Origin of the sequence: Eudoraea chungangensis, from assembly GCF_029360665.1 — a bacterium.
Lineage (GTDB): Bacteria > Bacteroidota > Bacteroidia > Flavobacteriales > Flavobacteriaceae > Eudoraea > Eudoraea chungangensis.
This window is the reverse complement of the sequence record NZ_JARDUB010000006.1, coordinates 619838-646068: the sequence shown is the minus strand read 5'-3', so window position 1 is coordinate 646068 and position 26231 is coordinate 619838. Positions and strand designations below refer to the sequence as shown.

Annotated in this window: 29 protein-coding genes; 15 read left to right on the top strand and 14 right to left on the bottom strand. The window is 36.4% G+C overall.

The features are described 5' to 3' along the window. Positions 1-51: 51 nt before the first annotated feature. From rplS to PXG98_RS15755, 6 genes are all read right to left on the bottom strand, one after another. The gene (gene rplS / locus PXG98_RS15780; RefSeq protein ID WP_276392731.1) at positions 52-408 is read right to left on the bottom strand and encodes a 50S ribosomal protein L19; all 357 of its coding nucleotides are present in this window, start codon (positions 406-408) and stop codon (positions 52-54) included. A 134-nt stretch (positions 409-542) separates the two neighbouring features. Then, the gene (trmD, locus tag PXG98_RS15775; RefSeq protein ID WP_276392729.1) at positions 543-1220 is read right to left on the bottom strand and encodes a tRNA (guanosine(37)-N1)-methyltransferase TrmD; all 678 of its coding nucleotides are present in this window, start codon (positions 1218-1220) and stop codon (positions 543-545) included. Positions 1221-1244: 24 nt separating this feature from the next. Continuing rightward, the gene (locus PXG98_RS15770) at positions 1245-1691 is read right to left on the bottom strand and encodes a GNAT family N-acetyltransferase (protein ID WP_276392728.1); all 447 of its coding nucleotides are present in this window, start codon (positions 1689-1691) and stop codon (positions 1245-1247) included. Between the two features lie 40 nt (positions 1692-1731). Further along, the gene (locus tag PXG98_RS15765) at positions 1732-2352 is read right to left on the bottom strand and encodes a tRNA (guanine-N1)-methyltransferase (RefSeq protein WP_276392727.1); all 621 of its coding nucleotides are present in this window, start codon (positions 2350-2352) and stop codon (positions 1732-1734) included. A gap of 137 nt (positions 2353-2489) precedes the next feature. Then, positions 2490-3938, bottom strand: coding sequence for a glyceraldehyde-3-phosphate dehydrogenase (locus PXG98_RS15760; protein WP_276392726.1), 1449 nt, complete (start codon positions 3936-3938; stop codon positions 2490-2492). 108 nt (positions 3939-4046) lie between these two features. Beyond that, the gene (locus tag PXG98_RS15755; RefSeq protein WP_276392724.1) at positions 4047-5438 is read right to left on the bottom strand and encodes a S1C family serine protease; all 1392 of its coding nucleotides are present in this window, start codon (positions 5436-5438) and stop codon (positions 4047-4049) included. Positions 5439-5576: 138 nt separating this feature from the next. Here PXG98_RS15755 and dapF point away from each other — a divergent pair, with 138 nt between their 5' ends. The 4 genes from dapF (at position 5577) to PXG98_RS15735 (ending at position 8692) form a co-directional block, all read left to right on the top strand. Further along, the gene (gene dapF, locus PXG98_RS15750; protein WP_276392722.1) at positions 5577-6353 is read left to right on the top strand and encodes a diaminopimelate epimerase; all 777 of its coding nucleotides are present in this window, start codon (positions 5577-5579) and stop codon (positions 6351-6353) included. Continuing rightward, positions 6350-6871 carry a GNAT family N-acetyltransferase gene (locus tag PXG98_RS15745; protein ID WP_276392719.1) on the top strand — a complete coding sequence of 174 codons (522 nt, stop codon included), beginning with the start codon at positions 6350-6352 and terminating at the stop codon, positions 6869-6871. Before dapF ends, PXG98_RS15745 begins: the two co-directional genes overlap by 4 nt. Then, entirely contained in the window at positions 6871-7914 is a 1044-nt protein-coding gene (gene mltG, locus PXG98_RS15740) for an endolytic transglycosylase MltG (protein ID WP_276392717.1), read from the top strand. Before PXG98_RS15745 ends, mltG begins: the two co-directional genes overlap by 1 nt. A gap of 145 nt (positions 7915-8059) precedes the next feature. Beyond that, positions 8060-8692 (top strand): hypothetical protein, encoded by a 633-nt coding sequence (locus PXG98_RS15735; protein WP_276392715.1) that lies wholly within the window; start codon positions 8060-8062, stop codon positions 8690-8692. Between the two features lie 56 nt (positions 8693-8748). Here PXG98_RS15735 and PXG98_RS15730 read toward each other — a convergent pair whose 3' ends face one another. From PXG98_RS15730 to dnaA, 3 genes are read right to left on the bottom strand one after another with little or no spacing between them, the layout of a single operon-like run. Further along, on the bottom strand, positions 8749-9471 hold the full coding sequence (locus PXG98_RS15730; RefSeq protein ID WP_276392714.1) for an SAM-dependent methyltransferase: 723 nt from the start codon (positions 9469-9471) through the stop codon (positions 8749-8751). 14 nt (positions 9472-9485) lie between these two features. Continuing rightward, on the bottom strand, positions 9486-9932 hold the full coding sequence (locus PXG98_RS15725; RefSeq protein WP_276392713.1) for a low molecular weight protein-tyrosine-phosphatase: 447 nt from the start codon (positions 9930-9932) through the stop codon (positions 9486-9488). Positions 9933-9944: 12 nt separating this feature from the next. Next, positions 9945-11369 carry a chromosomal replication initiator protein DnaA gene (dnaA, locus tag PXG98_RS15720; protein ID WP_276392711.1) on the bottom strand — a complete coding sequence of 475 codons (1425 nt, stop codon included), beginning with the start codon at positions 11367-11369 and terminating at the stop codon, positions 9945-9947. 207 nt (positions 11370-11576) lie between these two features. Between dnaA and PXG98_RS15715 the strand changes: the two genes are divergently transcribed. Continuing rightward, positions 11577-11981, top strand: a complete 405-nt coding sequence (locus tag PXG98_RS15715; RefSeq protein ID WP_276392710.1) for an acyl-CoA thioesterase — start codon at positions 11577-11579, stop codon at positions 11979-11981. A gap of 42 nt (positions 11982-12023) precedes the next feature. On the opposite strand, the gene PXG98_RS15710 is transcribed toward PXG98_RS15715, so the two are convergent. Genes PXG98_RS15710 through ribD form a run of 4 tightly spaced genes read right to left on the bottom strand, consistent with a single transcriptional unit; the run spans position 12024 to position 15153 of the window. After that, positions 12024-12632 carry an IMPACT family protein gene (locus tag PXG98_RS15710; protein ID WP_276392709.1) on the bottom strand — a complete coding sequence of 203 codons (609 nt, stop codon included), beginning with the start codon at positions 12630-12632 and terminating at the stop codon, positions 12024-12026. Beyond that, entirely contained in the window at positions 12632-13495 is an 864-nt protein-coding gene (locus PXG98_RS15705) for an EamA family transporter (RefSeq protein ID WP_276392708.1), read from the bottom strand. Before PXG98_RS15705 ends, PXG98_RS15710 begins: the two co-directional genes overlap by 1 nt. After that, positions 13488-14099 carry an HAD family hydrolase gene (locus tag PXG98_RS15700; protein ID WP_276392706.1) on the bottom strand — a complete coding sequence of 204 codons (612 nt, stop codon included), beginning with the start codon at positions 14097-14099 and terminating at the stop codon, positions 13488-13490. Before PXG98_RS15700 ends, PXG98_RS15705 begins: the two co-directional genes overlap by 8 nt. Then, a complete protein-coding gene (gene ribD / locus PXG98_RS15695) occupies positions 14092-15153 on the bottom strand; it encodes a bifunctional diaminohydroxyphosphoribosylaminopyrimidine deaminase/5-amino-6-(5-phosphoribosylamino)uracil reductase RibD (RefSeq protein WP_338150252.1) in 1062 nt (353 codons plus the stop codon). The genes PXG98_RS15700 and ribD overlap by 8 nt, the downstream gene beginning before the upstream one ends. Positions 15154-15212: 59 nt before the next feature. Between ribD and prmC the strand changes: the two genes are divergently transcribed. Both prmC and ligA read left to right on the top strand, forming a co-directional pair. Continuing rightward, positions 15213-16064 carry a peptide chain release factor N(5)-glutamine methyltransferase gene (gene prmC, locus PXG98_RS15690; RefSeq protein ID WP_276392705.1) on the top strand — a complete coding sequence of 284 codons (852 nt, stop codon included), beginning with the start codon at positions 15213-15215 and terminating at the stop codon, positions 16062-16064. Positions 16065-16131: 67 nt separating this feature from the next. Next, positions 16132-18126, top strand: coding sequence for an NAD-dependent DNA ligase LigA (ligA, locus tag PXG98_RS15685; RefSeq protein WP_276392703.1), 1995 nt, complete (start codon positions 16132-16134; stop codon positions 18124-18126). A gap of 57 nt (positions 18127-18183) precedes the next feature. Here the strand turns inward: ligA and PXG98_RS15680 are convergent, their stop codons facing one another. Then, a complete protein-coding gene (locus tag PXG98_RS15680; RefSeq protein WP_276392701.1) occupies positions 18184-18957 on the bottom strand; it encodes a hypothetical protein in 774 nt (257 codons plus the stop codon). A 129-nt stretch (positions 18958-19086) separates the two neighbouring features. On the opposite strand from PXG98_RS15680, the gene PXG98_RS15675 reads away from it, so the two are divergent. The 8 genes from PXG98_RS15675 (at position 19087) to recN (ending at position 26171) form a co-directional block, all read left to right on the top strand. Further along, positions 19087-19386 (top strand): hypothetical protein, encoded by a 300-nt coding sequence (locus PXG98_RS15675; protein WP_276392699.1) that lies wholly within the window; start codon positions 19087-19089, stop codon positions 19384-19386. Between the two features lie 97 nt (positions 19387-19483). After that, on the top strand, positions 19484-20023 hold the full coding sequence (locus tag PXG98_RS15670; protein ID WP_276392697.1) for a DUF6913 domain-containing protein: 540 nt from the start codon (positions 19484-19486) through the stop codon (positions 20021-20023). A 108-nt stretch (positions 20024-20131) separates the two neighbouring features. Beyond that, on the top strand, positions 20132-21070 hold the full coding sequence (gene dapA / locus PXG98_RS15665; protein WP_276392695.1) for a 4-hydroxy-tetrahydrodipicolinate synthase: 939 nt from the start codon (positions 20132-20134) through the stop codon (positions 21068-21070). A gap of 123 nt (positions 21071-21193) precedes the next feature. Then, on the top strand, positions 21194-22036 hold the full coding sequence (locus PXG98_RS15660) for an outer membrane protein assembly factor BamD (RefSeq protein WP_276392693.1): 843 nt from the start codon (positions 21194-21196) through the stop codon (positions 22034-22036). Beyond that, positions 22033-22365: a DNA-directed RNA polymerase subunit omega gene (locus tag PXG98_RS15655; RefSeq protein WP_276392691.1), complete on the top strand. Its 333-nt coding sequence runs from the start codon at positions 22033-22035 to the stop codon at positions 22363-22365. Before PXG98_RS15660 ends, PXG98_RS15655 begins: the two co-directional genes overlap by 4 nt. A gap of 4 nt (positions 22366-22369) precedes the next feature. Then, on the top strand, positions 22370-23575 hold the full coding sequence (coaBC, locus tag PXG98_RS15650; protein WP_276392689.1) for a bifunctional phosphopantothenoylcysteine decarboxylase/phosphopantothenate--cysteine ligase CoaBC: 1206 nt from the start codon (positions 22370-22372) through the stop codon (positions 23573-23575). Beyond that, positions 23568-24461 (top strand): type IX secretion system protein PorD, encoded by an 894-nt coding sequence (gene porD, locus PXG98_RS15645; RefSeq protein ID WP_276392687.1) that lies wholly within the window; start codon positions 23568-23570, stop codon positions 24459-24461. The genes coaBC and porD overlap by 8 nt, the downstream gene beginning before the upstream one ends. A gap of 57 nt (positions 24462-24518) precedes the next feature. Continuing rightward, positions 24519-26171 carry a DNA repair protein RecN gene (recN, locus tag PXG98_RS15640; RefSeq protein ID WP_276392686.1) on the top strand — a complete coding sequence of 551 codons (1653 nt, stop codon included), beginning with the start codon at positions 24519-24521 and terminating at the stop codon, positions 26169-26171. The last annotated feature ends 60 nt before the right edge of the window (positions 26172-26231 follow it).

Genomic DNA, 26231 nt, shown 5'->3' with positions numbered 1-26231 from the left:
AAAAACGCAAAAAAAAACCCGATAAGTAATTATCGGGTTTTTTATTTATTCTTAAGACCTAGAACGAATTTCTTTAATTCTGGCTTTCTTCCCAGTAAGCCCTCTAAAGTAAAATATTCTTGCTCTTCTAACTTTACCTCTTTTGTTTAATTCAATTTTTTGTAAGGCAGGCATATTAATTGGGAAGATTCTTTCCACCCCAATGGTTCCTGACATCTTACGAATAGTAAAGGTTTCTGTTGCACCGGTTCCTCTTCTTTGAACCACAACTCCTTTAAAAAACTGAGTTCTTGTTTTTTCACCTTCCTTTATTTCATAGTATACAGTAATGGTATCACCTGAAGTAAACTTAGGAAATTCTTTTTTGGAAATAAATTCGTTTTCTACAAAGGAAATTAAAGATTCCATGTTTTTATATTTTAATTATAGGAAAACCAACATTCACGTACCTCGTCAGAGGTTGATTTTAATCGCCTGCAAAAATACTCTTAAATTATTTACTTACAAGGAATATGCGATAAAATTTTTATCAAAGATTTAAGTTAATCTTCTAAGAGATCTGGCCTAAGGGCTTTAGTTCGTTCATAAGCCTTGTTTTCTCGCCATTCTTCAATTGCTGGAAAATTGCCGCTAAGGAGAATTTCAGGAACTATATCTCCTTTGTATTCTCTTGGTCTGGTATAGACCGGTGGAGCCAATAATCCATCCTGAAAAGTATCGGTAAGAGCAGAAGTCTCATTATTTAAAACTCCTGGAAGTAATCTTATAATACTGTCGCAAAGAACTGCTGCTCCCAATTCGCCGCCAGATAATACGTAGTCTCCTATGGATACTTCTTTTGTAATATAGTTGTCTCTGACTCGTTGGTCTACTCCTTTATAGTGACCACACAGAATAATGATATTTTTTTTAAGGGAAAGTCTATTAGACATTTTTTGATCCAGAGTTTGCCCGTCGGGCGTCATATAGATAATTTCGTCATAGTTCCTTTGAGCTTTCAAGGAGGTAATACACTTATCAATTGGTTCAATCATAAGGACCATCCCCGCACCGCCACCAAACTGATAATCATCCACCTGTTTGTAGCTCATGTCAGTATAGTCTCGGAGATTGTGAAAATATACCTCTACGAGATTTTTTTCAATAGCTCTTTTTAAGATTGAAGCTTCAAAAGGACTTTTTAATAATTCTGGTAACACTGTTATTATATCAATTCGCATAGCAAACTTATTGGTCACAAAATTTTAGACTGGACGCTCCCAAAAATAATGAAAATACCCAACATCTTTTTTCCAGCCAAGTCGCTCGTAAAGATTTTGAGCGGGATTATCAATAGCTGTTTCAAGTGCAAGACCTTTGTATCCGAGTTCAGTACAATGCATTTGCGCCGTTTTGAGAAGTTTTTCTCCGAGCTCCTTATTTCTAAATTCTGGTGCTACGAATAAGTCGTTTAGAATTAAAAGTGGGCTAAGACTAACTGTTGAAAAGGAGGTGTAAAGTTGGCAAAAACCAGCGGGTACTTCCTTGTAAAAAGCCAAAAATACAATCGATTCAGAATTATTAAATCTTTCTACCAGAAATTCATAAGCTGCTTTAATATCAGATTTTTGTTTGTAAAACTGCCGATACTGATCTACTAGGGAGCTCAATGTGGCAATATCTTTCTCTGAAGCTTTTGTAATTTTAATCATTGCCTTTAGAAAAAAAAAGCTCCATTTAATGGAGCCTTTTTTATTTTGATTTTTTGTATTTGTTTATTTCGTCTTGCAGCTGCCTACTAATCTTTTGTTCTCTCTCTAAAGCTCTTCTTCTGTGGTCTTCATATTCTACCTCTAATTCTGAAAGATTACTTTTGGCATCTTGGGTTAGAATATTGCTTCTTCGGTACTTATAGATAAAAAGTAAGAGTAAAAGTAAAAGCCCAATTATTATGGTCCATAAGATAACATTATAAGTTCCTTTCGAGACCTGGGCCCCTACTAGCGACATGCTATCTTTTTCATTAGTTACCGTAGTAAGGTTATCGGTTGTTTCTTTCAGTTTGCTATTCAAAGACTCAATAGTTGTCTCATGAGTGCTTATTGTATTTTTAAGGGCGGCAGCATTTGTTCTGGCTGCTACAACAGAATCTAACACATTCTTCTTTAATTTGTCTAAATTGATAGTCCGGACAACCTCGTAACGCTTTCCTTCTGCATTATAATTACCCGATTTTTTATAGAGATATTGAAATTGGCTCTCAATAGTTCCCTTATCTAATGACAACTCTTCTGCTGGTTTACTGTCTTGCGCGAAATGTAGGTAGCTTGTAAGCAAGGCAATTACTAAACAAAATTTGCTAAAACCTTTCATGGAATAAAATGTAAAAATTAATTAATTGATTTAGAGAAAGAACGAAAGTACTTCATTAATATTAATTAAAAAAGAAAGACTTTTCCTTAATTCCAGAAAATACTTTCTACTTCGCTCATATCAAAGATGTTATCACTCTAATAATAGGTAAAACGTCTTACCTTGGCAATATATTTTGCAAGCCGTATAACTTGATGCGAATAACCGTATTCATTGTCATACCAAACGTATAAAATCATAGTTTTCCCGTCTTCAGAAACAATGGTTGCATTGCTATCATAAATGGAAGGGGAGGAGGTCCCGACAATATCTGATGATACCAGTTCATTGCTAAGGGAATATTGTATTTGCTCTACTAGATCTCCTTCTAGAGCGTATTTCTTTATAATCGTATTGATTCCTTCCTTAGACGTCTTGGAACGTACATCTAGATTTAACACAGCCAAAGACCCATTTGGTACTGGGACTCTAATAGCATTTGAAGTTAATTTACCTTCAAGGGTAGGGATGGCCTTAGTCACAGCAGAGCCTGCGCCAGTTTCAGTTATTACCATATTTAAAGCAGCGGCCCTTCCTCTCCTGTATTTTCCATGCATATTGTCTACCAAATTTTGATCGTTGGTATAGGCATGTATAGTTTCCAAATGCCCTTTTTTTATTCCTAAAGAATCTTCCACAACTTTTAAGATAGGAGCAATAGCATTAGTGGTACACGAGGCAGCGGAAAATATGTTGTGCGAATCCGGATCAAAGTTATATTGATTTACACCGTGTACAATATTGGGAACTTCTTTTCCCGGAGCAGTTAACAAGACCTTGCTTACTCCTTTAGCTCTTAGATGTTTTTCTAAAGATTTTTTATCCCGAAAAGCACCGGAATTATCAATAAGTAAGGCGTTTTTTATTCCGAATTCGGTGTAGTCTACCTCCTCTGGATTGTTGGTTGTAATTAAATGAACTGTGGTGCCATTTATGATAAGCGACTTGTTCTCTAAATCTGTTTCCACTGTACCGGTAAATTGCCCATGCACAGAATCAGTCTTTAAGAGGGTAGCTCTTTTTTCTAAAACTTCAGCAGTTACCTTTCCTCTGGTTACTATTGCTCTTAACCGCAATTGATTCCCTGCCCCAGTTTTGGCCATCAGTTCTCTTGCAAGTAGTCTTCCAATTCTACCAAAGCCATACAGAACTACGTCTTTCGGAGTTATTTCTTGGGTATCCTTTGCATCTTTCAGCTTATCGAGTATAAACGCTTTGATGTCATGAAAGCTATTTTGTTCTGAATGATACTCATAAGTAAGCTTTCCAATATCAATTTTAGAAGGTGGTAATTTAATGTCATTAATTGCCGCTAAAAGTTCAACCGAATCAAAGATAGATATAGGTTTTAAGACGAATTGACCAGCATAAGCGTGAAGGTTGATAATATCACTTACGTTTTTGTCAATTACCTGGTTTTTGAAAAGGACAATTTCAATTGACTTATCGTACCACAAATCACTGATTATTTTTATAAACTCTGTGGTAGCTTTTCTCCTATCTGCCTGGAAGGCAAGTTCCTTTTCATAGGATTTATTATAGTTCATTATTCTGTTTGTTGGGTGTCACAAAATTATCGATTTCTTGTTTCTTTACATAGCTATTAAGTATAAAAAAAGCGTTCTAAAAGAACGCTTTTTCTTAAGCCTTAAGCCCTATTGGAAAACGATACGTTCACGTTCTCCATTGGTGTCTACCAGAGTAATCACTGTTTTACCATACCTCGAGATTCCTCCAAAAAGTGCTTTCGCCTCATAGATGTCATCTACGTTTTCGTCATCTACTTTAATAATTACCTTTCCATCAAGCCCATAACCTCTGTACGTCTCGGGTACTCCGGTTATTTTTACGCCTACGTCTGTTTTAAAGATTTCTTTGTCATTTTCAGAGAGATTTTTTACCGTTAGGCCCATAATAGGAACAACTATGGTTTGTCTTTCTTTTAAAGTAACCGGTACTATTAGTTCTTCTTCTCCTCGTTCTATAGTTACATTTAATTCATCTCCTGGTCTTTTTGTGGATACATATCCAGTTAGATCTGCAAATTTTCTAACCTTAATCTCATCCACCATCTTAATAATGTCACCAGGACGTAAGTCCGCTTCATAGGCTCCCGAATCTTCTTCCACATCGTCTATATATACTCCATCAATTTCATTAATACCATTTTGAACCGCATAAGGCGTACTTAACCTTGGTGACTGTATCCCTAATATTCCCTTTTGGACATTCCCATATTCCATGATGTCTTCCACAACTTTCTTTGCTATATTACTAGGTACAGCAAAGGAATATCCAACGTAAGATCCCGTCTGAGAAGTTATTGCAGTATTTATTCCAATGAGGTCACCATTTGTATTTACAAGTGCACCACCACTATTGCCCGGATTTACGGCTGCATCTGTTTGAATGAAGGATTGATTTCTACCTAAATCCCGAGCCTTGGCACTAACTATCCCCGCTGTTACCGTAGATGTGAGGTTAAATGGATTTCCTACGGCCAGAACCCATTCTCCAATTTTAGTATTATCTGAGTCCCCAAATGCTAGGTAAGGTAATTTGTTTTCAGGTTCAATTTTTATTAAAGCAATATCCGTATTTGGGTCGGTTCCAATAATCTCAGCTTCATAGGTTTTATTATTGTTGAGAGTAACCCTTAATTCGTTTGCTTTGGAAATGACATGATTGTTGGTAACAATATAGCCATCGGCAGATATAATCACACCAGAACCTGTGCCAACCTGTGGCCTCTGACTTCCTTGTGAACCATAGAAGAATTCAAAAATTCCACCAGAGTTTGAATTAGTAGTTAAATTTTTTACGTGTACAACGGCATTAACCGTATTTTCCGCAGCTGTGGTAAAATTGATTTCATTGTAAGCCGGGCTATCATAGGACACCGTCCTATTACTCGTTGTAAAAACGGGCATTTCCGAGCTATCCCTTACTACTTCATAGTGCCCATCTTCAAAAAAAAGCTTGTAGGCTCCTAGGGTGATACCACCTGCCAATAGGGCTACAATAAATAAACTTGCAAGTTTTTTCATTTGTTCAATTTTTTGAATGTTAATTGATTAATACCTAGTAAAAATATTACTTTCTAAAATGTAAAAGAACCATTTAACTAGTTTTTAACTCCTAAAATTACCTTAAATAAAAGACTATATTTGTTCTCTTAAAGCAAGATGACAGTTACATTCTATAAATATCAAGGTACCGGGAATGATTTTGTGATAATCGATAATAGAGCCGGATTTTTTCCTAAGACAAACCATAAATTGGTGCAAAACCTATGTGATCGCCATTTGGGAATTGGTGCGGACGGACTTATTCTATTAGAAAATGATGATACCTCCGATTTTGGGATGGTTTATTTTAATTCGGATGGGAAAGAAGGCAGTATGTGCGGTAATGGTGGAAGATGTATTGTAGCTTTCGCAGAATTCCTAGGAGTAATTGAAGGAGAAACTACTTTTAAGGCGGTTGACGGACTGCATCAAGCAACTTTGTCAAATGAAATAGTAAGTCTAAAGATGCAGGATGTAGATACTATAATTAGAAAACCTCACTACTTTTTTTTAGATACGGGTTCTCCTCATCATGTACAGTTAATTTCCGATTTAGATAGTCTAGATGTTAAGAAAGAAGGGGCTAAGATTAGATATGGCCTGTATGGCGCTTCGGGGAGCAATGTGAATTTTGTAGAACAAAAAACTGCAAATAAGTTCTATGTAAGAACTTATGAACGAGGGGTGGAAGATGAAACTCTTTCTTGTGGAACGGGAGTAACGGCCGTCGCACTTGCTATGTTTGCAAATGGAATGGTTAATGACCCAAGCGTTCACATAAATACGGAGGGTGGAGATTTAAAGGTAGATTTTATTTCTATAAAGGATCGCTTTGAGAATATCCGCCTCACCGGTCCGGCAACACTTGTGTTTAAGGGAACTGTGGAGATATGATGCTGCAAGGAAAACGTATTCGCTTAAGAGCACTGGAAAGCAGTGATTTAGAATTTTTATATCGGTTAGAGAATAATTCGGATATATGGGAAATTAGTGGAACTCTTGCGCCATATTCAAAACAAGTTTTACAAAATTATTTGAAAAATGCGCATCGCGATATTTATGAAGTAAAACAATTGCGCCTTGCAATTTGTGATAATCATTCTAAGTTAATTGGTTTAATAGATTTGTTTGATTTTGACCCTAAAAATAGAAGAGTAGGTTTGGGAATTGTAATTGCCCATTTGGAAGATCGAAATAAAGGATATGGTGCAGAAGCAATTGATTTGTTGTGCGAATATGCTTTTAATGTGTTGGAGGTTCGTCAGGTATATGCGAATGTTGGAGAAGAGAATAAGGCTAGTATTCAATTATTTAAAAAGCTAAACTTTGAATTGGCTGGCATAAAAAAAGACTGGATATTATATCAAGGAAAATTTAAGAATGAGTTTTTCTTTCAAAGAATAAGAAGCTAATGTACATAAAAAGAATTCTTTTAGCTATTGTGCTCGTCGGATTGGTCATCGCGGGAGTTTTCGCCTATTTAATTTACGATGCCTTACTAACTCCAAATACTTCTTTTGAAAACAAAGAAGAAGTAGTATTTATACCAACGAATACCTCCTTTGCTGAATTAATACCGATTCTAAGACCATTATTGGTAGATATAGACAACTTCGCCTTAGTTGCAAGACAAAAAAAGTATGACCAGAGGGTACGTGGTGGTAAATACGTGTTAAAAAATGGGATGTCTAATAATGATATCGTGAATACTCTGAGAAGCAACAATATCCCGGTAAATGTTTCTTTTAACAACCAGGAAACAGTGGAGAAATTAGCCGGCAGGATTGCTTCACAGATTGAAGCGGATAGTCTATCCATATTGAAGTCTATAACAGAAAAATCCTTTCTGGAAACCAATGGTTTTAATTTGGAAACAGCACTTTCCATGTATATTCCAAATAGTTATGAATTCTTTTGGAATACCTCTGCTAACAATTTCAGGGATAGAATGTTAAAGGAGTATAAAACTTTTTGGAATAAAGAACGATTGGATAACGCCAAAGAGGTGGGTTTAAGTCCTAAAGAAGTTATTGCCCTTGCGGCTATTGTGCAAAAAGAAACGGCGAAAGTAGACGAAAGACCTAGGGTGGCAGGATTGTATCTTAACAGGCTTAAAAGTAATATGCTCCTACAGGCTGATCCTACGGTAATATATGCGATAAAAAAAGAATCTGGAAACTATGATACGATCATTAAACGGGTGCTTTATAAGGATTTAGAGCTTAAATCTCCGTACAATACATATAAGTATTCTGGCTTACCACCCGGGCCGATTACGATGCCCGACATCTCTTCCATAGACGCTGTATTAAGGCCTGAAAATCACGAATATTACTATATGGTTGTTAATGTGAAAGACTTCGGCTATCACATGTTTGCGAAAAGTCTTACGCAACATAACCGAAATAAAGAGCAGTATATCCGATGGATAAATGAGCAAAAAATCATGAGATAGTCATTTTGTCCTAATTTATAATCCTTTTAACAAAAATCCGCTTCTTATTAGCTATTTGTTAGGAAGTCAAAAATATTACGGTTGTATCTTTGGCTTGTAATTTAAGCATGTCATTTATGGCAGTAAGTCTTAAGAAAACAGCTCTATGAAAAAGTGGATAAGAACTATTTGTCCGCTTACCATGATGTTACTTTTGGCTGGATTTGGAACCACTTCACGAGTTGAAGTAAAGGTCCCACAAAGGCTAATTGTACTTAAACCTACACCAGTACTGTACCCCAAAGACAGTATTGAACAACCCAAAATTAATGTAACTCCTCCTTTTTTAGGAAGTAGCTACGTTGGTTTTAAAGAGGCCTTGGCATTCAAAGAATCCCGAGGAAATTATTTTATAATAAATACATTCGGATATTTAGGTAAGTATCAGTTTGGTATAGGCACCTTGCAGCTAATGGGGGTGTATAATGCATCCAAGTTTTTAAATGACCCTAGATTACAGGAAAAAGTGTTTATTACCAATATCGCAAGAAATAAATGGATACTAAGAAGAGATATTCATTGGTTTGTTGGAAAAAAAATTGCTGGTATGGAAATTACGGAATCTGGCATATTGGCCGCAGCTCACCTAGCAGGACCAGGTAATGTGAAAAAGTTTTTGCGTACTAATGGTAAAGTAGACCTTAAGGACGCTTATGGAACTTCTATGTCGGATTATATGCGAAAATTTTCAGGTTATGATGTTTCCTCTGTAATGCCCTTGAGGAATCCTAAAGTATAAAGTTTGGGACTTAAAAATACCGTCTTACAAAAAGGCCTTGCTCCGCAAGGTCTTTTTTAGCTCTGAACTATAAAGATTGCAGGCCTTTTGTGAAGATCTATAGTTTGGGTTTTCCAATCTTTTATCTTTTTGGTGGCTATATATTCACTCGCCAAAGTTAAGTCCGCTGCAATACAAAGCTTGGTCTCCTTAGATAAGGTCCTGATAAACTCTGTCAAGAGGGCATTATTTCTATATGGAGTTTCAATAAAAATTTGGCTCTGGTTTTTATCCTTGGACTGTCTCTCTAAGTATTTTATACTTTTCTTTCTTTCTGCCGAATCTATGGGTAGGTAGCCATTAAATGCAAAATTTTGGCCGTTTAGCCCACTCGCCATAAGAGCCAGTGTGATAGATGAAGGTCCAACTAGTGGGACTACTCTAATATTTTTTTCGTGTGCTAAAGAAACAACGTCGGCACCAGGATCCGCAATACCAGGACAGCCTGCTTCGGAGATCACTCCTACGTTTTTCCCTTCTAAACAAGGATCTAGAAAAGTTGGGATATCTGCCAGATCCGTAAATTTATTTAACAAGTATATCTGAAGGGATGGCTGGGATTTTCTAGGACTAATTTTCTTGATAAACCTCCTTGCAGATTTCTCATTTTCAACTATAAAGTGGTTCGTTTCCTCGATAATACGCTTTATAGAAATAGGAAGGACTTCCAAAGGTTCATTATCTCCCAAAGTAGTGGGAATCATATATAGCTTACCTTTAGTAATAGAATCCTTAGACATTGATTTAGAGATGCTTATTCAAATTTAATTTTAATTTGTTGACAGGCTTCATCAATAAGTTGGAAGACATTTGCAAAACCGTCTTTACCCCCATAATAGGGGTCCGGAACTTCCATGATTGGTCCTTCCGTTTCTTCCAGCAACAGCCTTACTTTAGCCTGATCCTTTATACTGGGGGCCATTTCTATCAGATGATTATAATTACTATAATCCATGGCATATATTAAGTCGAAAGCTGCAAAGTCTTTAGTCTTTACCTGTCGACATTTTTGACTTGAAATGTCGATTCCGTTTTTTTTGGCTATTTCAATAGATCGAATATCTGGTCTATTACCTATGTGATACCCACCAGTGCCAGCAGAATCAATATAAAAACGATTCTTCGATAATTTCGATTTAAGAATACCCTCTGCCAAAGGGGATCTACAAATATTTCCTAGGCAGACCATCAGGATTTTCATGCCCAGTATATTTTAGGAAAATTTTTTGGTTAGATCCTCAATGTATTTTCTAAACTGCTTGTCTGTTTCGGCCAGATTGTCAACTGTTTTACAAGCGTGAAGCACGGTTGCATGATCTCTTTTTCCTATTTGCGATCCAATACTCGCCAACGAAGCCTTTGTAAACTTCTTGGCAAAAAACATAGCAAGTTGTCTTGCCTGAACAATATGTCTTTTTCTGGTTTTGGATTGTAAAGTTGCCACATCCATTTCAAAATAGTCCGAAACTACTTTTTGAATGTAGTCTATTGATACTTCTCTTTTGGTATTCTTTACAAATTTTTCAACGACTTGTTGGGCCAGTTCTAAGGTAACTTCCTTTTTGTTAAAGGAAGACTGTGCAATCAAAGATATAATTGCTCCCTCTAACTCTCTGATATTTGTTTTAATATGTTTGGCAACGTAGTCTACAATATCATCGGGCATTTCAACCCCGTCCCTGTATAACTTATTTCTGAGGATAGAGATGCGTGTTTCATAATCAGGATTTTGTAGTTCCGCAGACAGTCCCCATTTAAATCTCGAAAGTAAACGCTGTTCTATGTCTTGCATGTCTACTGGCGCTTTATCCGAAGTTAAAATTACCTGCTTTCCATTTTGATGTAAATGATTAAATATATGAAAGAAAACGTCCTGGGTACCCGATTTTCCCGAGAGGAATTGTACATCGTCTATAATTAGAACATCAATGAGCTGGTAGAAATGAATAAAATCATTTCGGGTATTTTTTTTAACGGACTCTATGTATTGCTGTGTGAATTTCTCTGCTGAAATATAGAGTACTGTCCTTTCTGGGTATTTGTCTTTAATCTCAACCCCTATAGCATGTGCTAAGTGGGTTTTTCCTAAACCAACACCTCCAAAAACTAAAAGAGGATTAAATGACGTTCCTCCCGGTTTGTTCGCCACAGCCAAACCTGCAGATCTCGCTAGCCTATTAGAATCGCCTTCTAAAAAGTTATCAAAATTATAATTGGGATTTAATTGAGATTCAATTTTGATATTTCGTATGCCCGGAATAACAAATGGATTTCGTAGTTCAGGATTCTTAGACTTAATCGGCACGTCCATTTCCTGGGAGGACACAATCCCTCTATTTGAACTAGGTATTTTTTCTGTAAATGGTTCCTTGTTGCCGTAGGTATTCTCCATTTTAATTATGTAAACCAATTTGGCTTTTTCTCCCAATTCTTTGGTCAACGCAACTTTAAGAAGCTTTACGTAATGTTCTTCTAGCCATTCGTAAAAAAACTTGCTTGGAACTTGAATACTAAGAGCATTTTCTGATAGTTTTATTGGTTTGATAGGTTCAAACCATGTTTTGAATGCCTGCGGTTGGATGTTATCTTGGATAAAAGCCAAGCAATTGTTCCAAACGGAATTAGCAGTAACACTCATTGCAGAATTTGTCTTATTAGATTGGTTAGTGTAAATTGTTTATGATAAAAGAAAATGCCTAATTTGGCACTCTTTAAAGTGAGACAAATATGTGAACAATTATCCTAAAAAAAAAATGATTTAGTATTGAATTTTCTGTTTTTTTTTTGCATGATTTGGTTGTGTTTAACGTCTCGTATTAAATATATAGTTTTTAAAGGATAAATTATGCATTTTCATCGATTTTCTTTTAGAGTTCGTTATGGTGAAACAGACCAAATGGGAGTTGTATATCACGGAAACTATCCGCAATATATGGAGATGGGAAGGGTTGAATGGATGAGGTCGTTGGGAATTTCCTACAAAAAAATGGAAGAAAATGGTATTATGCTACCAGTAATTTCCCTAGAGATGAAGTTTAAAAAATCTGCTGTTTACGACGACCTTTTAACCGTTGTTACTTCCTTAAAAAAAGAACCTCTGGTACGCATAGAATTTGACTATCAAATCTTTAACGAAGAGCAAGAACTCCTGGTAGAAGGAAATACAGTTTTAGCTTTTATCGATATGGCCACTAAAAGACCAGTAAAATGTCCCGATTCACTATTGAGTAGACTTGGGTTTATCCAATAGAGGCGATAAATAAGGCACAATAAGCTGGTGCAATGAGGTGCATTAGATTTTGTTTATCTCTACTCCAAATAAGTTTTTAAAAGCAGATTCTGTTTCTGTGGATTTGTTTTTATTCACTTTAAAAAAAAGTGTACAATCTTCTTTTAGGTCTTGTCTGTATATACTAAGATTATTTTTTTTAATGAGTCGCATTACGGCATTCATTAAGGGGTATTTAAAATTTAGTCTATAGGTAGTCTCTATAATTAAATCTCCAAGTAAACATTCCTGAATAGTCCATTTAGCTGTAGTTCTATAGGCATTTATTAAGCCGCCGACACCCAATTTGGTGCCCCCGAAAAAACGAATAACAACAACTAGACTATTGGTTAAATTAGCGGCTTCCATTTGTCTATAAATTGGAGGGCCGGCAGAATTGGAGGGCTCTCCATCGTCATTGGCTCGGTATGAAATTGGATGCTGGCCTAATTGCCATGCATAACAAAAGTGATTTGCAGTGGGGTGCTTCTTTTTTAGACTTTCCAGGATACCCCTTATCTCATCTTCAGAAACCACTCCAAAACCATAACCCAAAAACTTACTTTTTCGGTCCTTATACTGTATAGGGCCCGTGGGTTTCTTTATGACTTTATATAATTTATTTTCGTCCATTAGAATAAGCTAACCATCAAAATACTAATAACTGCTAACAGAATTCCAAGCCAATTTTTAAGAATTAGTTTTTCTCTGAAAAGAATTATACCCAAAAGAGTAGAAAAGAGAACGATGGCAACATTATTAATAGTAAAAATTGAAGCACTGTTTAAAGTACTGCCTTGAAGAGCGCGGAGTAAGAAGTATATAGAAAAATAATTAGGAACTCCAAGTACAATTCCTCCAATAACATTTCTTAGGCTGTATTTCCATCCATTTTGGGTTGTTTTGAAAGCTAAATAGATAAAACCTCCACAGGCGGCCGAAGCAAAGGCGATCGAGGAAAACAAGGGATATTCTTCTATCGATAAATGCTTTTCTTGAAGGAATTTAAGGCTGGTATCAATTATTCCAGAGCCTAAAAACACTAAAAAAGGCAGCAAGAGTAATTTAGGTTGAAAAACTTGACTTTTTCCTTTATAAGATGCAAGGTAAACCGCCACCAATGCCATGAGGATTCCTATTATCTTAAATGTGTTTAAGGATTCTGAATAAACAAATACCCCAAAAATAACCGGTAATACAAAAGACATTTTTGTTGCAACTGAAGCTACTGAAACTCCAAGGATTTGAGAGGTTCTGGCCATAAGGTTAAATACAACGAAGAAGAAAAAACCTAACAAGACAGTGCTAAAAAACCAACTCTTCTGCGGTAATGTTTCTAAGTTGGTGGGAAGATGGGCAAATAGTAAACCTACCGATGATGCCGTAATATAGTTAACCACAATTGCATATACCGTTTGTACTTTATACGTAGCAAACAATTTGAAAACAACGAAAATAAGACTCGAAAAAAAGACGCTTAATAAAAGATCAAACATGGCGTAAATATCTATCCAACTCTATAATATCTTCTTTACCAACTAACAAATTCCATGTTCTTATACCCAGTCTTTCAGCCCCCAGGGTATTGTCTTTTAGATCGTCAACAAAAAGGCATTCTTCCGCAAGAAGCTTGTTGTTTTTTAACACAAATTCATAAATAGCAGAATCCGGTTTTCGTAATCCAATTTCATGTGAAAGATAAAAGGCATCAAAACAAGACTGGAATCTTTTATAACGTATTTCACCCATTTTACTTCTAACCTCCTCTATGTGTAATTCGTTAGTATTGCTCAAGAGTATGAGTTTATATTTACCTTCCCGGACAAGCTCCTCCAAATAGGTCAGACGGTATTCCGGAAATTCTTGAATTATTGCCTTCCATGCCTTTTCTAAGGCATCAGGAGTCGCTGAAGGAAAAAAAGCAAGCATCTTGCGAATAAACCCTGAGGTACTAATTGCTCCGACCTCATAACTCTTTATATATTGAAATAAAGCTGGACTTAGACCTTCGAAACCAAATTTCGTCATTTCTCTCGCCGTCGCTTCTTTATCTAAATTGATAAATACATCTCCAAAATCAAAAATTATAGTTTTAATCATTAAAATAGGTTTCTAAGTAATCCTTGCCTATTCTTTCTTTTTCCATCAATTTTTTTATTGGTATGTAAGGAGCTTTGATTCCATTTTGGAATATCCCCGGTCCGGTAAATACTCTGGCTTCATCCCAAAGATTAGCATTTAAAAAACTATTGAGAGTAAAGCTACCACCCTCAACTAAGACGCTATTAATGGCTTTTTTAAATAACACCTTACAGATCTCATAGGGCACATTATTTTTAAAATCAATTAGTTCATAGTCTACTTCTGGGAAATAGGACTGCTTATTGGAATTTTCTGTCAAAATAATTGTAGAAGCGATACTTGTGTCAAAAATCTTGCAGCTGCAAGGGATTTTCAGTTCTTTATCTATAATTATTCTAGAAGGTGAATTTCCATACCAATCTCTGACATTTAAACCAGGGTTGTCCTGAAGAACAGTATTTGTGCCCGCTAAAATCGCCTGTTCCTCAGTTCGCCATTTGTGTACCCGTTGTCTCGAGAGAGTATTACTTATCCAATAAGGAGAAGGATCGCCTTCACGCATCTCTTTTGAAGGCGCCAGGAATGAATCTTTGGTCTGGGCCCACTTCAAAATTATATAGGGTCTTTTTTTCTCATGATGACTTAGAAAACGCCTCAGATGAAATCTACATTCCTTTTCCAATATCCCAAAGGTAACTTCACAACCCGCTTCTTTAAGCTTTTTAATACCCCTACCACTAACCTTATTATTCGGGTCCATGATACCTATAAATACTTTCTTTATTTGGTGTTTGATAATGAGGTCGACACAAGGCGGAGTCTTACCAAAATGGGAGCAAGGTTCAAGACTTACATATATAGAAGAATTGGGAAGAAGGGATTTATCTTTAACGGATTTTATGGCATTAACTTCGGCGTGGGCTCCCCCATAGGCACTGGTATAGCCTTCTCCAATTATGCTATCCTTGTACGTAATCACAGCCCCTACCATAGGATTAGGCGCAGCTGTTCCCAATGCTTTTTTACTAATTTCGATACAGCGTCGAATATATTTTTCATGTATCTTCACCACGCAAAAATAGGTATTCCTAAAGATATTAATTTGGGATTTCTGAGAGATAGAGGATTCTTATGTTATTGAGAGAGATAAAGGCCATTTTTCATGAAGAACTAACACTTAAATACCCCAAAGAAGAAATTGATAGTTTTTTTTTCTGGTTGATTTCGCATTATTTGGGTTTGGAAAAATTTGTAATGGTACTTCAGCCTGATTATACGGTAAGCAAAGAACAACAACAGCCGCTATTTGAAGGACTTGCTGCCCTAAAAAAAGGACAGCCAATACAGTATATTACGGGAGAAACGGAGTTTAGTGGCCTGCCTATCTTCATAAATTCCTCTGTATTAATTCCCAGACCAGAGACGGAAGAATTAGTAGATTGGATTTTAGAGGATTATAAAAATAACACGGAAGAATTAAAAGTTTTGGATCTGGGTACTGGCAGTGGAGCTATCGCTGTGGCACTGTCAAGTAAACTGGGCAATTCTGAGGTATTTGCAATAGATATTTCTGATAAGGCAATTGACCTTGCCTCAAAGAATGCAGAGAAGAATAAGGTATCTGTAATATTTAAAAAAGAAGATATTTTTAAATTGCCTTTTAGTATTGCAAGAGATTATCACATAATAGTTTCAAACCCTCCATATGTAAAAATGTCTGAAAAAGCATTCATGCATCAAAATGTATTAGAACACGAACCACATTTGGCACTGTTCGTCCCCGACAAAGATCCATTAAAGTTTTATCGACCTATTGTGAAGTACGCACAAGAATCCCTTCTTTTAAATGGGGCTTTGTATTTAGAAATTAATGAAAAAGAGGGGAGAAGCATAGCTGAATTAATGGAAGAGAATGGGTTTAAAACTATTGAAATAAGAAAGGATATCTTTGGGAAGGACAGAATGGTAAAAGGGGTTATATAAACTAACCAACAACTAAAAATTATATCTTAAGAGAATTCTTTGAGGCGTTTTTTAAAGAAGAAATTTAATGAATGAACTAGAAAAACTAAATGCTCTGCGAGATGAGCTAAGGGAACATAATTATAACTATTACATATTGGATGCTCCGGTTATTTCAGATTTTGAATTTGATTTTAAATTAAAAGAGCTCCAGGCTCTAGAAGCAAAGTTTCCGGAATACGCAGATCCAAACTCACCTTCGGTCCGCGTAGGTGGTGCTATTACCAAAAATTTCGAAACAGTGAAACATACCATGCGTATGTATTCTTTGGATAATTCTTATTCTAAAGACGAGTTATTAGAATGGGAACAAAGAGTTCACAAAAATTTGGGGAATACGGCAGTTACTTATACTTGTGAATTAAAATATGATGGGGCGTCTATTAGTTTGTCGTACGAGAATGGTCGGTTTGTAAAGGCAGTGACACGGGGAGATGGTTTTCAGGGGGATGATGTTACGGCGAACGTTAGGACCATAAGGTCTGTACCCTTACAATTAAAAGGAGACTATCCCGCTAAATTTGATATTAGAGGGGAGATTGTATTGCCCTTTGAAGGATTTGAGAAAATGAATGCCATTAGAATTAGTCAAGGAGAAGAACCATATATGAATCCTCGAAATACGGCATCGGGTAGTCTTAAATTACAGGATAGTGCTCTTGTGGCAGAAAGGCCATTGGAATGTTTGTTGTACAGTGTAGTTGGAAATGATTTGGGGATTTCATCTCAAATAGAAATGCTTGATAAGGCAAGAGAATGGGGTTTTAAAGTACCTAGTATTGCAGCTCATTGCAAAAATACCGATGAAGTCCTGTCCTTTATAGAGCGTTGGGATGTAGAACGTAGTAAATTACCCTATGAAACAGATGGTGTTGTTATTAAAGTAAATAATTTACAGCAACAAGAAGAACTTGGTTATACTGCCAAGTCTCCAAGATGGGCTTTGGCTTATAAGTTTAAGACCGAACAAGCGGCTACGATTCTCGAAAAAATTACCTATCAGGTGGGTCGTACAGGGGCCATTACTCCAGTAGCCAACCTACGCCCAGTTCTCCTAGCAGGAACCTTAGTAAAAAGAGCATCTCTTCACAACGCAGACCAAATTGCCAAATTAGACGTTCGCGAAGGGGACACAGTTTTTGTAGAGAAAGGCGGGGAGATAATTCCAAAAATAGTAGGGGTGGATTTTTCCAAAAGAGACCCGAACTCTTTAGTAACAGAATACATTAGCCATTGCCCGGAGTGCAATACTTTACTGGTTAGAAAAGAAGGAGAGGCGCAACATTTTTGCCCAAATGACAGCGGTTGTCCCCCACAAATTACGGGCCGGATACAGCATTTTATATCCCGTAAGGCTTTAGATATAGAAGGATTGGGCAGTGAGACGGTAGAACTGCTTTTTAAAGAAAACCTGATTGCCAACTATGCAGATTTATACAATCTGACTAAGGAACAGCTTATTCCTTTAGAGAGAATGGCAGATAAGTCTGCTGATAATTTATTAAAAGGAGTACAAGAATCTTTAAAAATCCCTTTTGAAAGGGTTTTATTTGGTTTGGGAATACGCTATGTTGGAGAAACAGTAGCCAAGAAGCTAGCAAAGGCTTATAAGAATATAGAGGCCTTAATGAATACAAATCTAGAAGATTTAATGCGGGTAGACGAAATTGGTGAGCGCATTGCGAATAGCGTGGTTGACTTTTTTTCACAAGAATTGAATAAAGATATTATTAGAAGACTTCAGGCATATGGTGTGCAATTAGCCTTGACACAGGATCAACTAGAAGGGCAAACAGATAAGTTAAAGGGCAAGACTTTTGTCGTTTCAGGGGTTTTTCAGAATATCAGCAGAAATGAATTAAAAAAGGCTATAGAAGATAACGGGGGTAAACTAAGTTCTTCTATTTCTTCCAAAACTTCTTTTGTTGTTGCAGGAGAAAATATGGGACCAAGTAAAAAAATTAAGGCAGAGAAATTAGGGATACCTCTAATCTCAGAGCAAGAATTTTTAGAGATGATCTAATAGATTCGCCCTTGAATTACCAAGGGCGACTCCAACTAATTTCAAAGGTAAAATGTACTAGTTTCCACTAAGATTTTTGTCGTAAACCCATATTTCATCCCAACTGTTGTCCATCACTTGATCCATGTTGCGTATAAACGCATCCCAAGAGTTTTCTCCGTGTACTTTTAGGTAGGTTTGCTTAAAGGTAGGATCTTCATCAAATTCGGTCCAGTTCTTGTAAAAACTTACTGTGGCTATATGTCTTCCAATGCGAGTTCCTTGCCTGTATGCATTGTAATACACACCAAAAATATTGTTGCCGTCCATTGCTTTAATGGTTTTACTAATATGTTCGAGCATGGTTTGCACATTATGGGAATGATCAATATTTACTTCCCAATATCTGATAAACTGAATGGGATAATCGCCTACAACTCCACTGAGTTTGGAGGTATTAGAATTTTTGACATCCTGTGTCCAATGCTCTCCATGTTCCATTTTCTTTATATAGGGCATAATATTATCCCTCCAATCTTCATCATGTCCTCCTACGGCTGGTCTACTATCTAGATCCTTATACTGTAACGGCCCCATCATCCAAATGATTTTACCAACATTAGGACCTGTTGTAATATTGTAAACTGTAGCTCTGTGCGCCCCTTCTTTGTGGTATTTTTGGTTGTGCTTCCGCATATTTTCTCCCAGTATTTTGAGTTTTGTATTATCAGGAGTAAGTGTAATGGCTTCCCACATTGGGGTTATTTCCGAATCTTCTTGCGCTTGTACTTCTGGATTTGCTAAAACTATGAATGCGCATGCAATTACTAGAGTAAAAATGTTTTTTCTCATATCGATATCTGGTGTTAAGGGTTAGCTATTATAGTTTTAAAATGTAATTTTTTATTTTCAAAGAATATTGGCATTAAGGACCAATGACTGAATTAATTGTCCCAAATACCTAAAATAGTTATCAGATAAATGGATAAACGAAAGGATTATTTAACATTTATGGCCTCTCTCGATGAAGCACTGCCAATAGAAGAATGGCCATTGATTAAAACAGCTTTGTGGTGGGCGGCAAAAGGAAATTGGAATAAATCACACAACATAGCGCAAGACCTAGATTCTGAGGAGGGAGCCTGGATTCACGCCTACCTGCATAGGATGGAAGGAGATAAATTTAATGCTGGCTACTGGTACCGGAGAGCAAATAAGCCATACCCAGATCTAGCCTTGGATAAGGAATTGGAGCAAATCATAAACACACTGTTGTTTTAAATGTAACAATTTGTTGTATTTTTAAATGTATTATCCGACGTATCTTAGCATCGAATTTGTATGGATATTAATTACCTTTGGGAAAAGGTAAAAATAAATGTTTTTAAAAGGACTTAAGGATAAGTTTAAATTAAAATCGGGTCGTAAATTTTTAAAGAATGCCTTGGATAATCCGCTATCTGTGGAATCAAGGAAACAAGGGATAACCTCCGTTGGGATTTTGGTAGATCTGGATAGATTCGATAATTCAGAGGTGTTTTATCAATTTGTGGAAGATTTTCGTCTTCGTCCGAATGCTATTAAAATAATGGGATATAAGTCGTATTACGATAAAAATTCTCCTTATGCCACTCCAGTATTTTCCGATAAGGATTTAGGATGGAATGGGGAAGTAGAGAATAGTTACGCCTTGGAATTTTTAGGGAAAGAATACGATATGCTGGTCAATTATTTTAATGAAGAAAATTTTATGCTTCATCTTATGTCTGTAAGAACCAGAGCCCGAATAAAAGTTGGTTTTGCCGAGGTGGATGATAGATTGAATGATTTAATTCTAGAAACTCCGATAGAAGATTTTAAAACATTTAAGAGAGAACTCAAGAAATACCTTAAGGTTTTTAGTGAAATCGAAGTTTAAAAAATAGTATTTAAGAGTTTAGCTTGAATGACAGCTAGTATAAAAATGACAGCTAGTATAAAATGGTATCCATAGGTTTATTGCACAGAAAATTGCAAAATTAAAGACATGATGGAATTGTTACAAAATGCAAAGTTTATTGGTACAGGTGTAGCACTTATTACACCATTTAAGAAAGACCTTACTGTGGATACGGAGGCGTTAAAAGCTTTGGTAAATCACTGTATTGAAGGTGGTGTAGAATATATTGTTGCTCTTGGTACCACCGCAGAGGCGGTGACCTTGAATACGGAAGAAAAACTACTAGTTAGAAAGATTATTGTAGAGGAGACCAGCAACAGAGTGCCCTTAATAGTAGGTGTAGGAGGTAATAACACAGGAGAACTAGTTCATCAACTAAAGGGGGATAAACTCGATGGTTTTGATGCGGTTTTATCGGTTTCTCCATATTATAACAAACCTACGCAAGAGGGTATCTACCAGCATTTTGTAGCTCTTGCCGATGTTTCGGAAAAACCCATTATTTTATATAATGTCCCCAGTCGGACAGGTAGTGATATGACTGCAGAAACAATCATTAGACTGGCCAAAGCCCATTCGAATATTATCGGGATTAAGGAAGCCGGTGGTGATATGGCAAAGGTGGAAGAATTAATACAGAAGGTTCCCAAGGGATTTTTAGTTATTTCTGGTGACGACCTTACCGCTTTAGCTACCGTTCAAAAAGGGGGGGCTGGTGTAATATCGGTTTTGGGACAGGGAATTCCGGATTTATTCTCGCTAATGATCCGGTACGGTCTTAAGGGCAATGCAGAAGAAGCAACAGAGATTAATTCTTCCATAACTTCAATGATACATCTAATTTTTAAGGAAGGAAATCCCGCTGGTATAAAGTCACTTTTGGAATTAAAAAATATTGGTTCCTCATTGGTTCGTTTGCCCTTGGTGGAAAGTTCCTTTGATTTAAAAAGCGAAATAAAAACGGCTTTGGCACGTTTAAAAAAAAAGCATAATAGACTGCGTTCTGCAGAGGAAGAATTAAATTAATTTTACCGTATAAAAGGTAAATTTGGTTAAAACTTCACTAAAACTAGTCCTGAGATTAGAGAACAATAGTATATTAGACCTAATTATTCTTTCTATTTCGCGAAATAGTATTAATTTTGCAAGATGTTTTTTAGACCCAAGTTACTGCCTCTTATACTTTTAGTTTTAATATTCTCCTATTCTTGTAGTGAATATCAGAAAGTATTAAAGAAACCAAATAGCAATGCAAAATATCAGCTTGCAGAAAAATTGTATGCGGAAGGGGACTTTAAAAGAGCAAATAGGCTTTTGGAACAAATTGCTCCTAGTTATGTAGGTAAACCACAGGGGGAGAGGGTGATGTTCTTCTTTGCTAATAGCTATTACGAAATAGAAGATTATAATTTTGCCGGATACCAATTTGAACGTTTTTTAAAATCTTATCCTAAAAGTGATAAGGCTGGGGAGGCATCATTTTTAGGAGCAAAGAGCTACTATATGTTGTCACCACGTTATTCTGTAGATCAGACAGATACCGATAAAGCACTAACTAAGTTGCAATTATTTATAAACTCTTATCCAAATTCGGAACATTTACCAGAGGCCAATATCATGGCAGCGGAATTAAGAACAAAAAAAGAAAAGAAAGAGTTTGAGGTAGCAAAACAATTTACAAAACTTGGGAAGTCGTATATAATGAATTACAGTATCTCTGCCATTGCAGCACTAGATAATTTTATAAATGACAATCCAGGTTCTATCTACCGAGAAGAAGCTTTGTATCTCAAGGTACAGGCCACAACTAATCTGGCTTTGAATAGTTCTGAGGGTAAAAAGCAGGAAAGGCTTAACGATGCAAGAGTAGCACATGCCGACTTATTCAAGAATTATCCAGAAACCGAATACGCAGAGGATGCCAATAAATTGGTCGAAGAAGTTAACAACGAATTAAAACTATATTCAGAACAAGAAAACCTTTCGAAATGAACATGAACGATTTGAAGAATTCAAAAGCACCTGTTTCTACTGTTACAATCAATAGAAATGAATTTGATGAGGATACGAGTAATATATATGAGGCTATATCCATTACGGCTAAAAGAGCTATTCAGATAAACTCTGAAATCAAAAAAGAGCTTTTAGAGAAGTTAGAAGAATTTGCTACTTATAGTGATAGCTTGGAAGAAGTATTTGAAAATAAGGAGCAAATAGAAGTCTCTAAGTTTTACGAAAAACTTCCTAAACCACATGCTTTGGCGGTAATGGAGTGGTTAGAAGATAAAATATACTACAGAAATACCGAGAAAGACCAATAAAATTATGTTAGGCGGTAAAAAGGTTCTTTTGGGAATAACCGGGGGAATTGCTGCCTATAAGACAACTTTTCTCGTAAGATTACTAATTAAAGAGGGTGCGGAAGTTAAAGTTATTTTAACTGAAAGTGCTCTTTCTTTTGTTACCCCCTTAACCTTAGCTACACTCTCAAAAAATCCTGTATTAACAGATTTCGTTAAGGCAGATGAGAAAGGTTTTGATTGGAATAACCATGTTGAACTGGGGTTGTGGGCAGACGTAATGCTAATTGCCCCGGCCACTGCGAATACCTTGAGCAAAATGGCTAAGGGCCAAGGCGATAATCTTTTGATGGCCGCTTATCTATCTGCAAAATGCCCCGTCTATTATGCACCGGCAATGGATTTAGACATGTATAAGCATCCTTCGACTAAAGCTTCTCTTAAGACTCTAGAATCGTTTGGCAATATTATGATACCTCCCGGAAAAGGAGAATTGGCTTCGGGCTTACACGGTGAGGGACGAATGGCAGAACCCGAAGATATCATTTCATTTATAGATCAACACCTCAATGAAAAGGCTGTTCTGTTTGGCAAAACAGTTTTAATTACAGCCGGGCCTACCTATGAGCCATTGGACCCTGTGCGATTTATTGGGAACCATTCTACTGGGCTGATGGGATTTGCCCTTGCTGAGAGAGCGTACGAATTTGGGGCTAAAGTTATACTTATCACCGGCCCAACTAATTTAAGGATAGAAGGAAAGTCTGTTGAGGTAATACGAGTTTTTACAGCGGAGGAAATGTATGCGAAAGCACACGAATTTTATAAAGACTGTGATATCGCCATATGCGCCGCAGCTGTATCGGATTACAGACCAGAATTAGTAGCAACGCAAAAGATTAAAAAAGATTCTAATAGCCTTAATCTTAAATTAATTAAGAATCGGGATATTTTATTATCACTTGGAAAATCTAAGCGTAATCAAATCCTTATTGGCTTTGCCCTGGAAACAGAAAATGGTGTGGAAAATGCCAAAATAAAGTTGCAAAAGAAAAACCTTGATGGGATTGTGCTCAACTCTTTAGAGGATAATGGAGCAGGATTCGGTACAAAGACCAATAAAATAACTTTTATAGATAAGAATTTAAAGATAAAATCGTTTGCTTTAAAAGATAAGATAGATGTCGCTTTAGATATTCTTCAAGAAATTATCCATTTAGTATATGCGTAGCCTTCTCTGTGTCTTTTTTGGCATTTTTATTTTGATGAGCCTTCAGGCCCAAGAATTAAATTGTTCTATAACGGTAAATGCCGATCAGGTTAATCAAACAAATCAACAAATTTTTAGAACTTTAGAGCGTTCGCTAAATGACTTTGTAAACAAAAGCCAATGGACTAACAGGATTTACCAAGAAAATGAAAAGGTAAATGCTCGGATGTTTATTACCGTTACGGAGTTTAATTCCAATCGATTTAAGGCTAATATACAGATACAGTCTACAAGGCCTGTATATAATACCTCCTACGAGAGTTCAGTATTTAATTATAAGGACAACCAGTTTAATTTTGAATATATAGAGTTCCAACCCTTGGTTTATAATCCAAATGTTTTTGATTCTAATTTAGTAGGGGTAATTTCTTTTTATGTATATATTCTTTTAGGAATAGATGCTGATACCTTTTCCTTGGAAGGGGGAAACAGATTCTATGATCAGGCACAGCAAATTGTAACAGCAGCCCAAGGTAGTAATTGGACTGGTTGGAGTCAGTCCACTACAGAAAATAAAACTCGATTTGTTTTAATTGATAATCTACTTTCTAATACGTTTAGGGAATATCGCATAGCCATGTATAACTATCACAGAAAGGGCTTGGATATTTTGGCAGATAATAACAGTACGGGAAAGCAAGTGATTGCAGGCTCTATGCGACTTTTTGAGACAATGATGCAGAGAAGACCTAATGCCCTTCTTATCCAGACCTTTTTTGACGCTAAATCTGAGGAAATTCAGAATATCTTCTCCGACGGTCCAAAAGTAGATATCGTTTCTTTAAAAGAGACGCTAAATAAAGTTGCACCTTTTTATTCCTCCACTTGGAATGAAATTACGTATTAGCTTTTACGCTCCGCTAATATTGATTTATATTTACAGCACGTATTTTAGCTAAAGACAGTGCTTCTAGAATTATCCATAAAAAATTACGCATTAATCGAAGATCTTAAAGTGTCCTTTAAGGAAGGTCTTACGGCTATTACCGGCGAAACCGGTGCCGGAAAATCTATTCTTTTGGGAGGATTGTCATTAGTTCTTGGGAAAAGAGCAGATCGGACATCCTTAAGAAATGCCGACAGTAAGTGTGTGATTGAGGCAACATTTGATCTTAGTAAGTATCAAATACAGTCGTATTTTGAGACTCATGATTTAGTATACGATACACAAACAATTATCCGAAGAGAAATTCATCCAAGTGGTAAGTCGAGAGCATTCATAAATGATTCACCGGTAACCCTTGACGTTTTATCCCCCCTGGGGAATAACCTCATTGATATCCATTCGCAGCATCAGACTTTGCAACTAACAGAACAAGATTTTCAATTAAGGGTTCTGGATTCTTTTGCAAATAATTCTGCACTATTAAATGAATACCAGGAGAAATTAGGCTTTTTTAAAAAGAAAACGGATAGACTAAATAAACTTCTGGATTCTCAGAAAAAGTTTTATAAGGAACGGGATTATAATAGTTTTCTTCTTAATGAACTAGAAGAATTAGCCTTGGAGCCTGGATTACAAACAAGTTTGGAGGAAGAACAGCAGCAACTGGCAAACGCGGAGGGTATTATTGAGAGCTTGTCTAGGGGGAATCAAATGCTTTCAGATGACAATTCTGGGCTGTTGAACCTGCTTCAAGAACTAAACCAAATCACCTCTAAATTAAGCAGTATTGGTGCTAAGTACGGCGAGCTTAATGATCGAATTTCCTCTGTATTCATAGAACTTAGAGATATATCCGATGAGATGCTTTCTCTTCAGGAGGACATTGTTACTGATCCTGAAAAATTAGATCTGGTTAATCAAAGCCTGCAGAAATTATACGATTTGCTGCGAAAACATGATACAGATAGTGTACAAGGCTTACTTGAAATCAAAAATGATCTGAGAAGTAGGCTGGAAACTAGTGAACATCTAGATGCCGAAATTATAAGCAATCAAGAAGAGGTTGAAAGCCTTATAAAGGAACTTCAGAAACTTGGATCTAGTTTAACAACCAGGCGATTAGATGCCATACCTGAGTTAACGTCTAAATTAGAAGCCTCTTTAAAAACTCTAAGCTTGCCCAATGCTTCGTTCAAAATAGAATTGCGACAAGGAGATGCGTTTATGAATACAGGACAGGACAGCCTTCAGTTTTTGTTTTCAGCTAATATGGGATCCGAGTATTTGCCGATAAAGAAAGTTGCTTCTGGTGGAGAATTATCTAGAATAATGTTAACGATTAAAGCCATATTGGCTTCCTATTCTCAGTTGCCAACGCTAATTTTCGATGAAATTGACAGTGGGGTGTCTGGCGAGATTTCGAACAGGATGGGTGATATTATGTCGGATATGAGCAGAAATATGCAGGTATTTGTTATTACACATTTACCACAGGTTGCTTCCAAAGGCGATAGGCAATTCAAGGTTTTTAAAACAGATGAAAACAACAGGACCAAGACACAAATGAAAGAATTGAATATGAATGAGCGCATCGTGGAATTAGCAGAAATGCTTGGAGGGAAGGAATTATCGGATTCTGCTTTGGCGCATGCCAGACAATTGTTGAATTAAAAGACAATTATATTCTCTCTTACGCAAGTTACTTGTTGCGCTATTCTATTGCTATTCATT

Bases quoted from the DNA above. Each gene is read 5' to 3' on its own strand.
- rplS (WP_276392731.1), bottom strand. From the start codon at position 408: ATGGAATCTTTAATTTCCTTTGTAGAAAACGAATTTATTTCCAAAAAA.
- trmD (WP_276392729.1), bottom strand. From the start codon at position 1,220: ATGCGAATTGATATAATAACAGTGTTACCAGAATTATTAAAAAGTCCT.
- PXG98_RS15770 (WP_276392728.1), bottom strand. From the start codon at position 1,691: ATGATTAAAATTACAAAAGCTTCAGAGAAAGATATTGCCACATTGAGC.
- PXG98_RS15765 (WP_276392727.1), bottom strand. From the start codon at position 2,352: ATGAAAGGTTTTAGCAAATTTTGTTTAGTAATTGCCTTGCTTACAAGC.
- PXG98_RS15760 (WP_276392726.1), bottom strand. From the start codon at position 3,938: ATGAACTATAATAAATCCTATGAAAAGGAACTTGCCTTCCAGGCAGAT.
- PXG98_RS15755 (WP_276392724.1), bottom strand. From the start codon at position 5,438: ATGAAAAAACTTGCAAGTTTATTTATTGTAGCCCTATTGGCAGGTGGT.
- dapF (WP_276392722.1), top strand. From the start codon at position 5,577: ATGACAGTTACATTCTATAAATATCAAGGTACCGGGAATGATTTTGTG.
- PXG98_RS15745 (WP_276392719.1), top strand. From the start codon at position 6,350: ATGATGCTGCAAGGAAAACGTATTCGCTTAAGAGCACTGGAAAGCAGT.
- mltG (WP_276392717.1), top strand. From the start codon at position 6,871: ATGTACATAAAAAGAATTCTTTTAGCTATTGTGCTCGTCGGATTGGTC.
- PXG98_RS15735 (WP_276392715.1), top strand. From the start codon at position 8,060: ATGAAAAAGTGGATAAGAACTATTTGTCCGCTTACCATGATGTTACTT.
- PXG98_RS15730 (WP_276392714.1), bottom strand. From the start codon at position 9,471: ATGTCTAAGGATTCTATTACTAAAGGTAAGCTATATATGATTCCCACT.
- PXG98_RS15725 (WP_276392713.1), bottom strand. From the start codon at position 9,932: ATGAAAATCCTGATGGTCTGCCTAGGAAATATTTGTAGATCCCCTTTG.
- dnaA (WP_276392711.1), bottom strand. From the start codon at position 11,369: ATGAGTGTTACTGCTAATTCCGTTTGGAACAATTGCTTGGCTTTTATC.
- PXG98_RS15715 (WP_276392710.1), top strand. From the start codon at position 11,577: ATGCATTTTCATCGATTTTCTTTTAGAGTTCGTTATGGTGAAACAGAC.
- PXG98_RS15710 (WP_276392709.1), bottom strand. From the start codon at position 12,632: ATGGACGAAAATAAATTATATAAAGTCATAAAGAAACCCACGGGCCCT.
- PXG98_RS15705 (WP_276392708.1), bottom strand. From the start codon at position 13,495: ATGTTTGATCTTTTATTAAGCGTCTTTTTTTCGAGTCTTATTTTCGTT.
- PXG98_RS15700 (WP_276392706.1), bottom strand. From the start codon at position 14,099: ATGATTAAAACTATAATTTTTGATTTTGGAGATGTATTTATCAATTTA.
- prmC (WP_276392705.1), top strand. From the start codon at position 15,213: ATGTTATTGAGAGAGATAAAGGCCATTTTTCATGAAGAACTAACACTT.
- ligA (WP_276392703.1), top strand. From the start codon at position 16,132: ATGAATGAACTAGAAAAACTAAATGCTCTGCGAGATGAGCTAAGGGAA.
- PXG98_RS15680 (WP_276392701.1), bottom strand. From the start codon at position 18,957: ATGAGAAAAAACATTTTTACTCTAGTAATTGCATGCGCATTCATAGTT.
- PXG98_RS15675 (WP_276392699.1), top strand. From the start codon at position 19,087: ATGGATAAACGAAAGGATTATTTAACATTTATGGCCTCTCTCGATGAA.
- PXG98_RS15670 (WP_276392697.1), top strand. From the start codon at position 19,484: ATGTTTTTAAAAGGACTTAAGGATAAGTTTAAATTAAAATCGGGTCGT.
- dapA (WP_276392695.1), top strand. From the start codon at position 20,132: ATGATGGAATTGTTACAAAATGCAAAGTTTATTGGTACAGGTGTAGCA.
- PXG98_RS15660 (WP_276392693.1), top strand. From the start codon at position 21,194: ATGTTTTTTAGACCCAAGTTACTGCCTCTTATACTTTTAGTTTTAATA.
- PXG98_RS15655 (WP_276392691.1), top strand. From the start codon at position 22,033: ATGAACATGAACGATTTGAAGAATTCAAAAGCACCTGTTTCTACTGTT.
- coaBC (WP_276392689.1), top strand. From the start codon at position 22,370: ATGTTAGGCGGTAAAAAGGTTCTTTTGGGAATAACCGGGGGAATTGCT.
- porD (WP_276392687.1), top strand. From the start codon at position 23,568: ATGCGTAGCCTTCTCTGTGTCTTTTTTGGCATTTTTATTTTGATGAGC.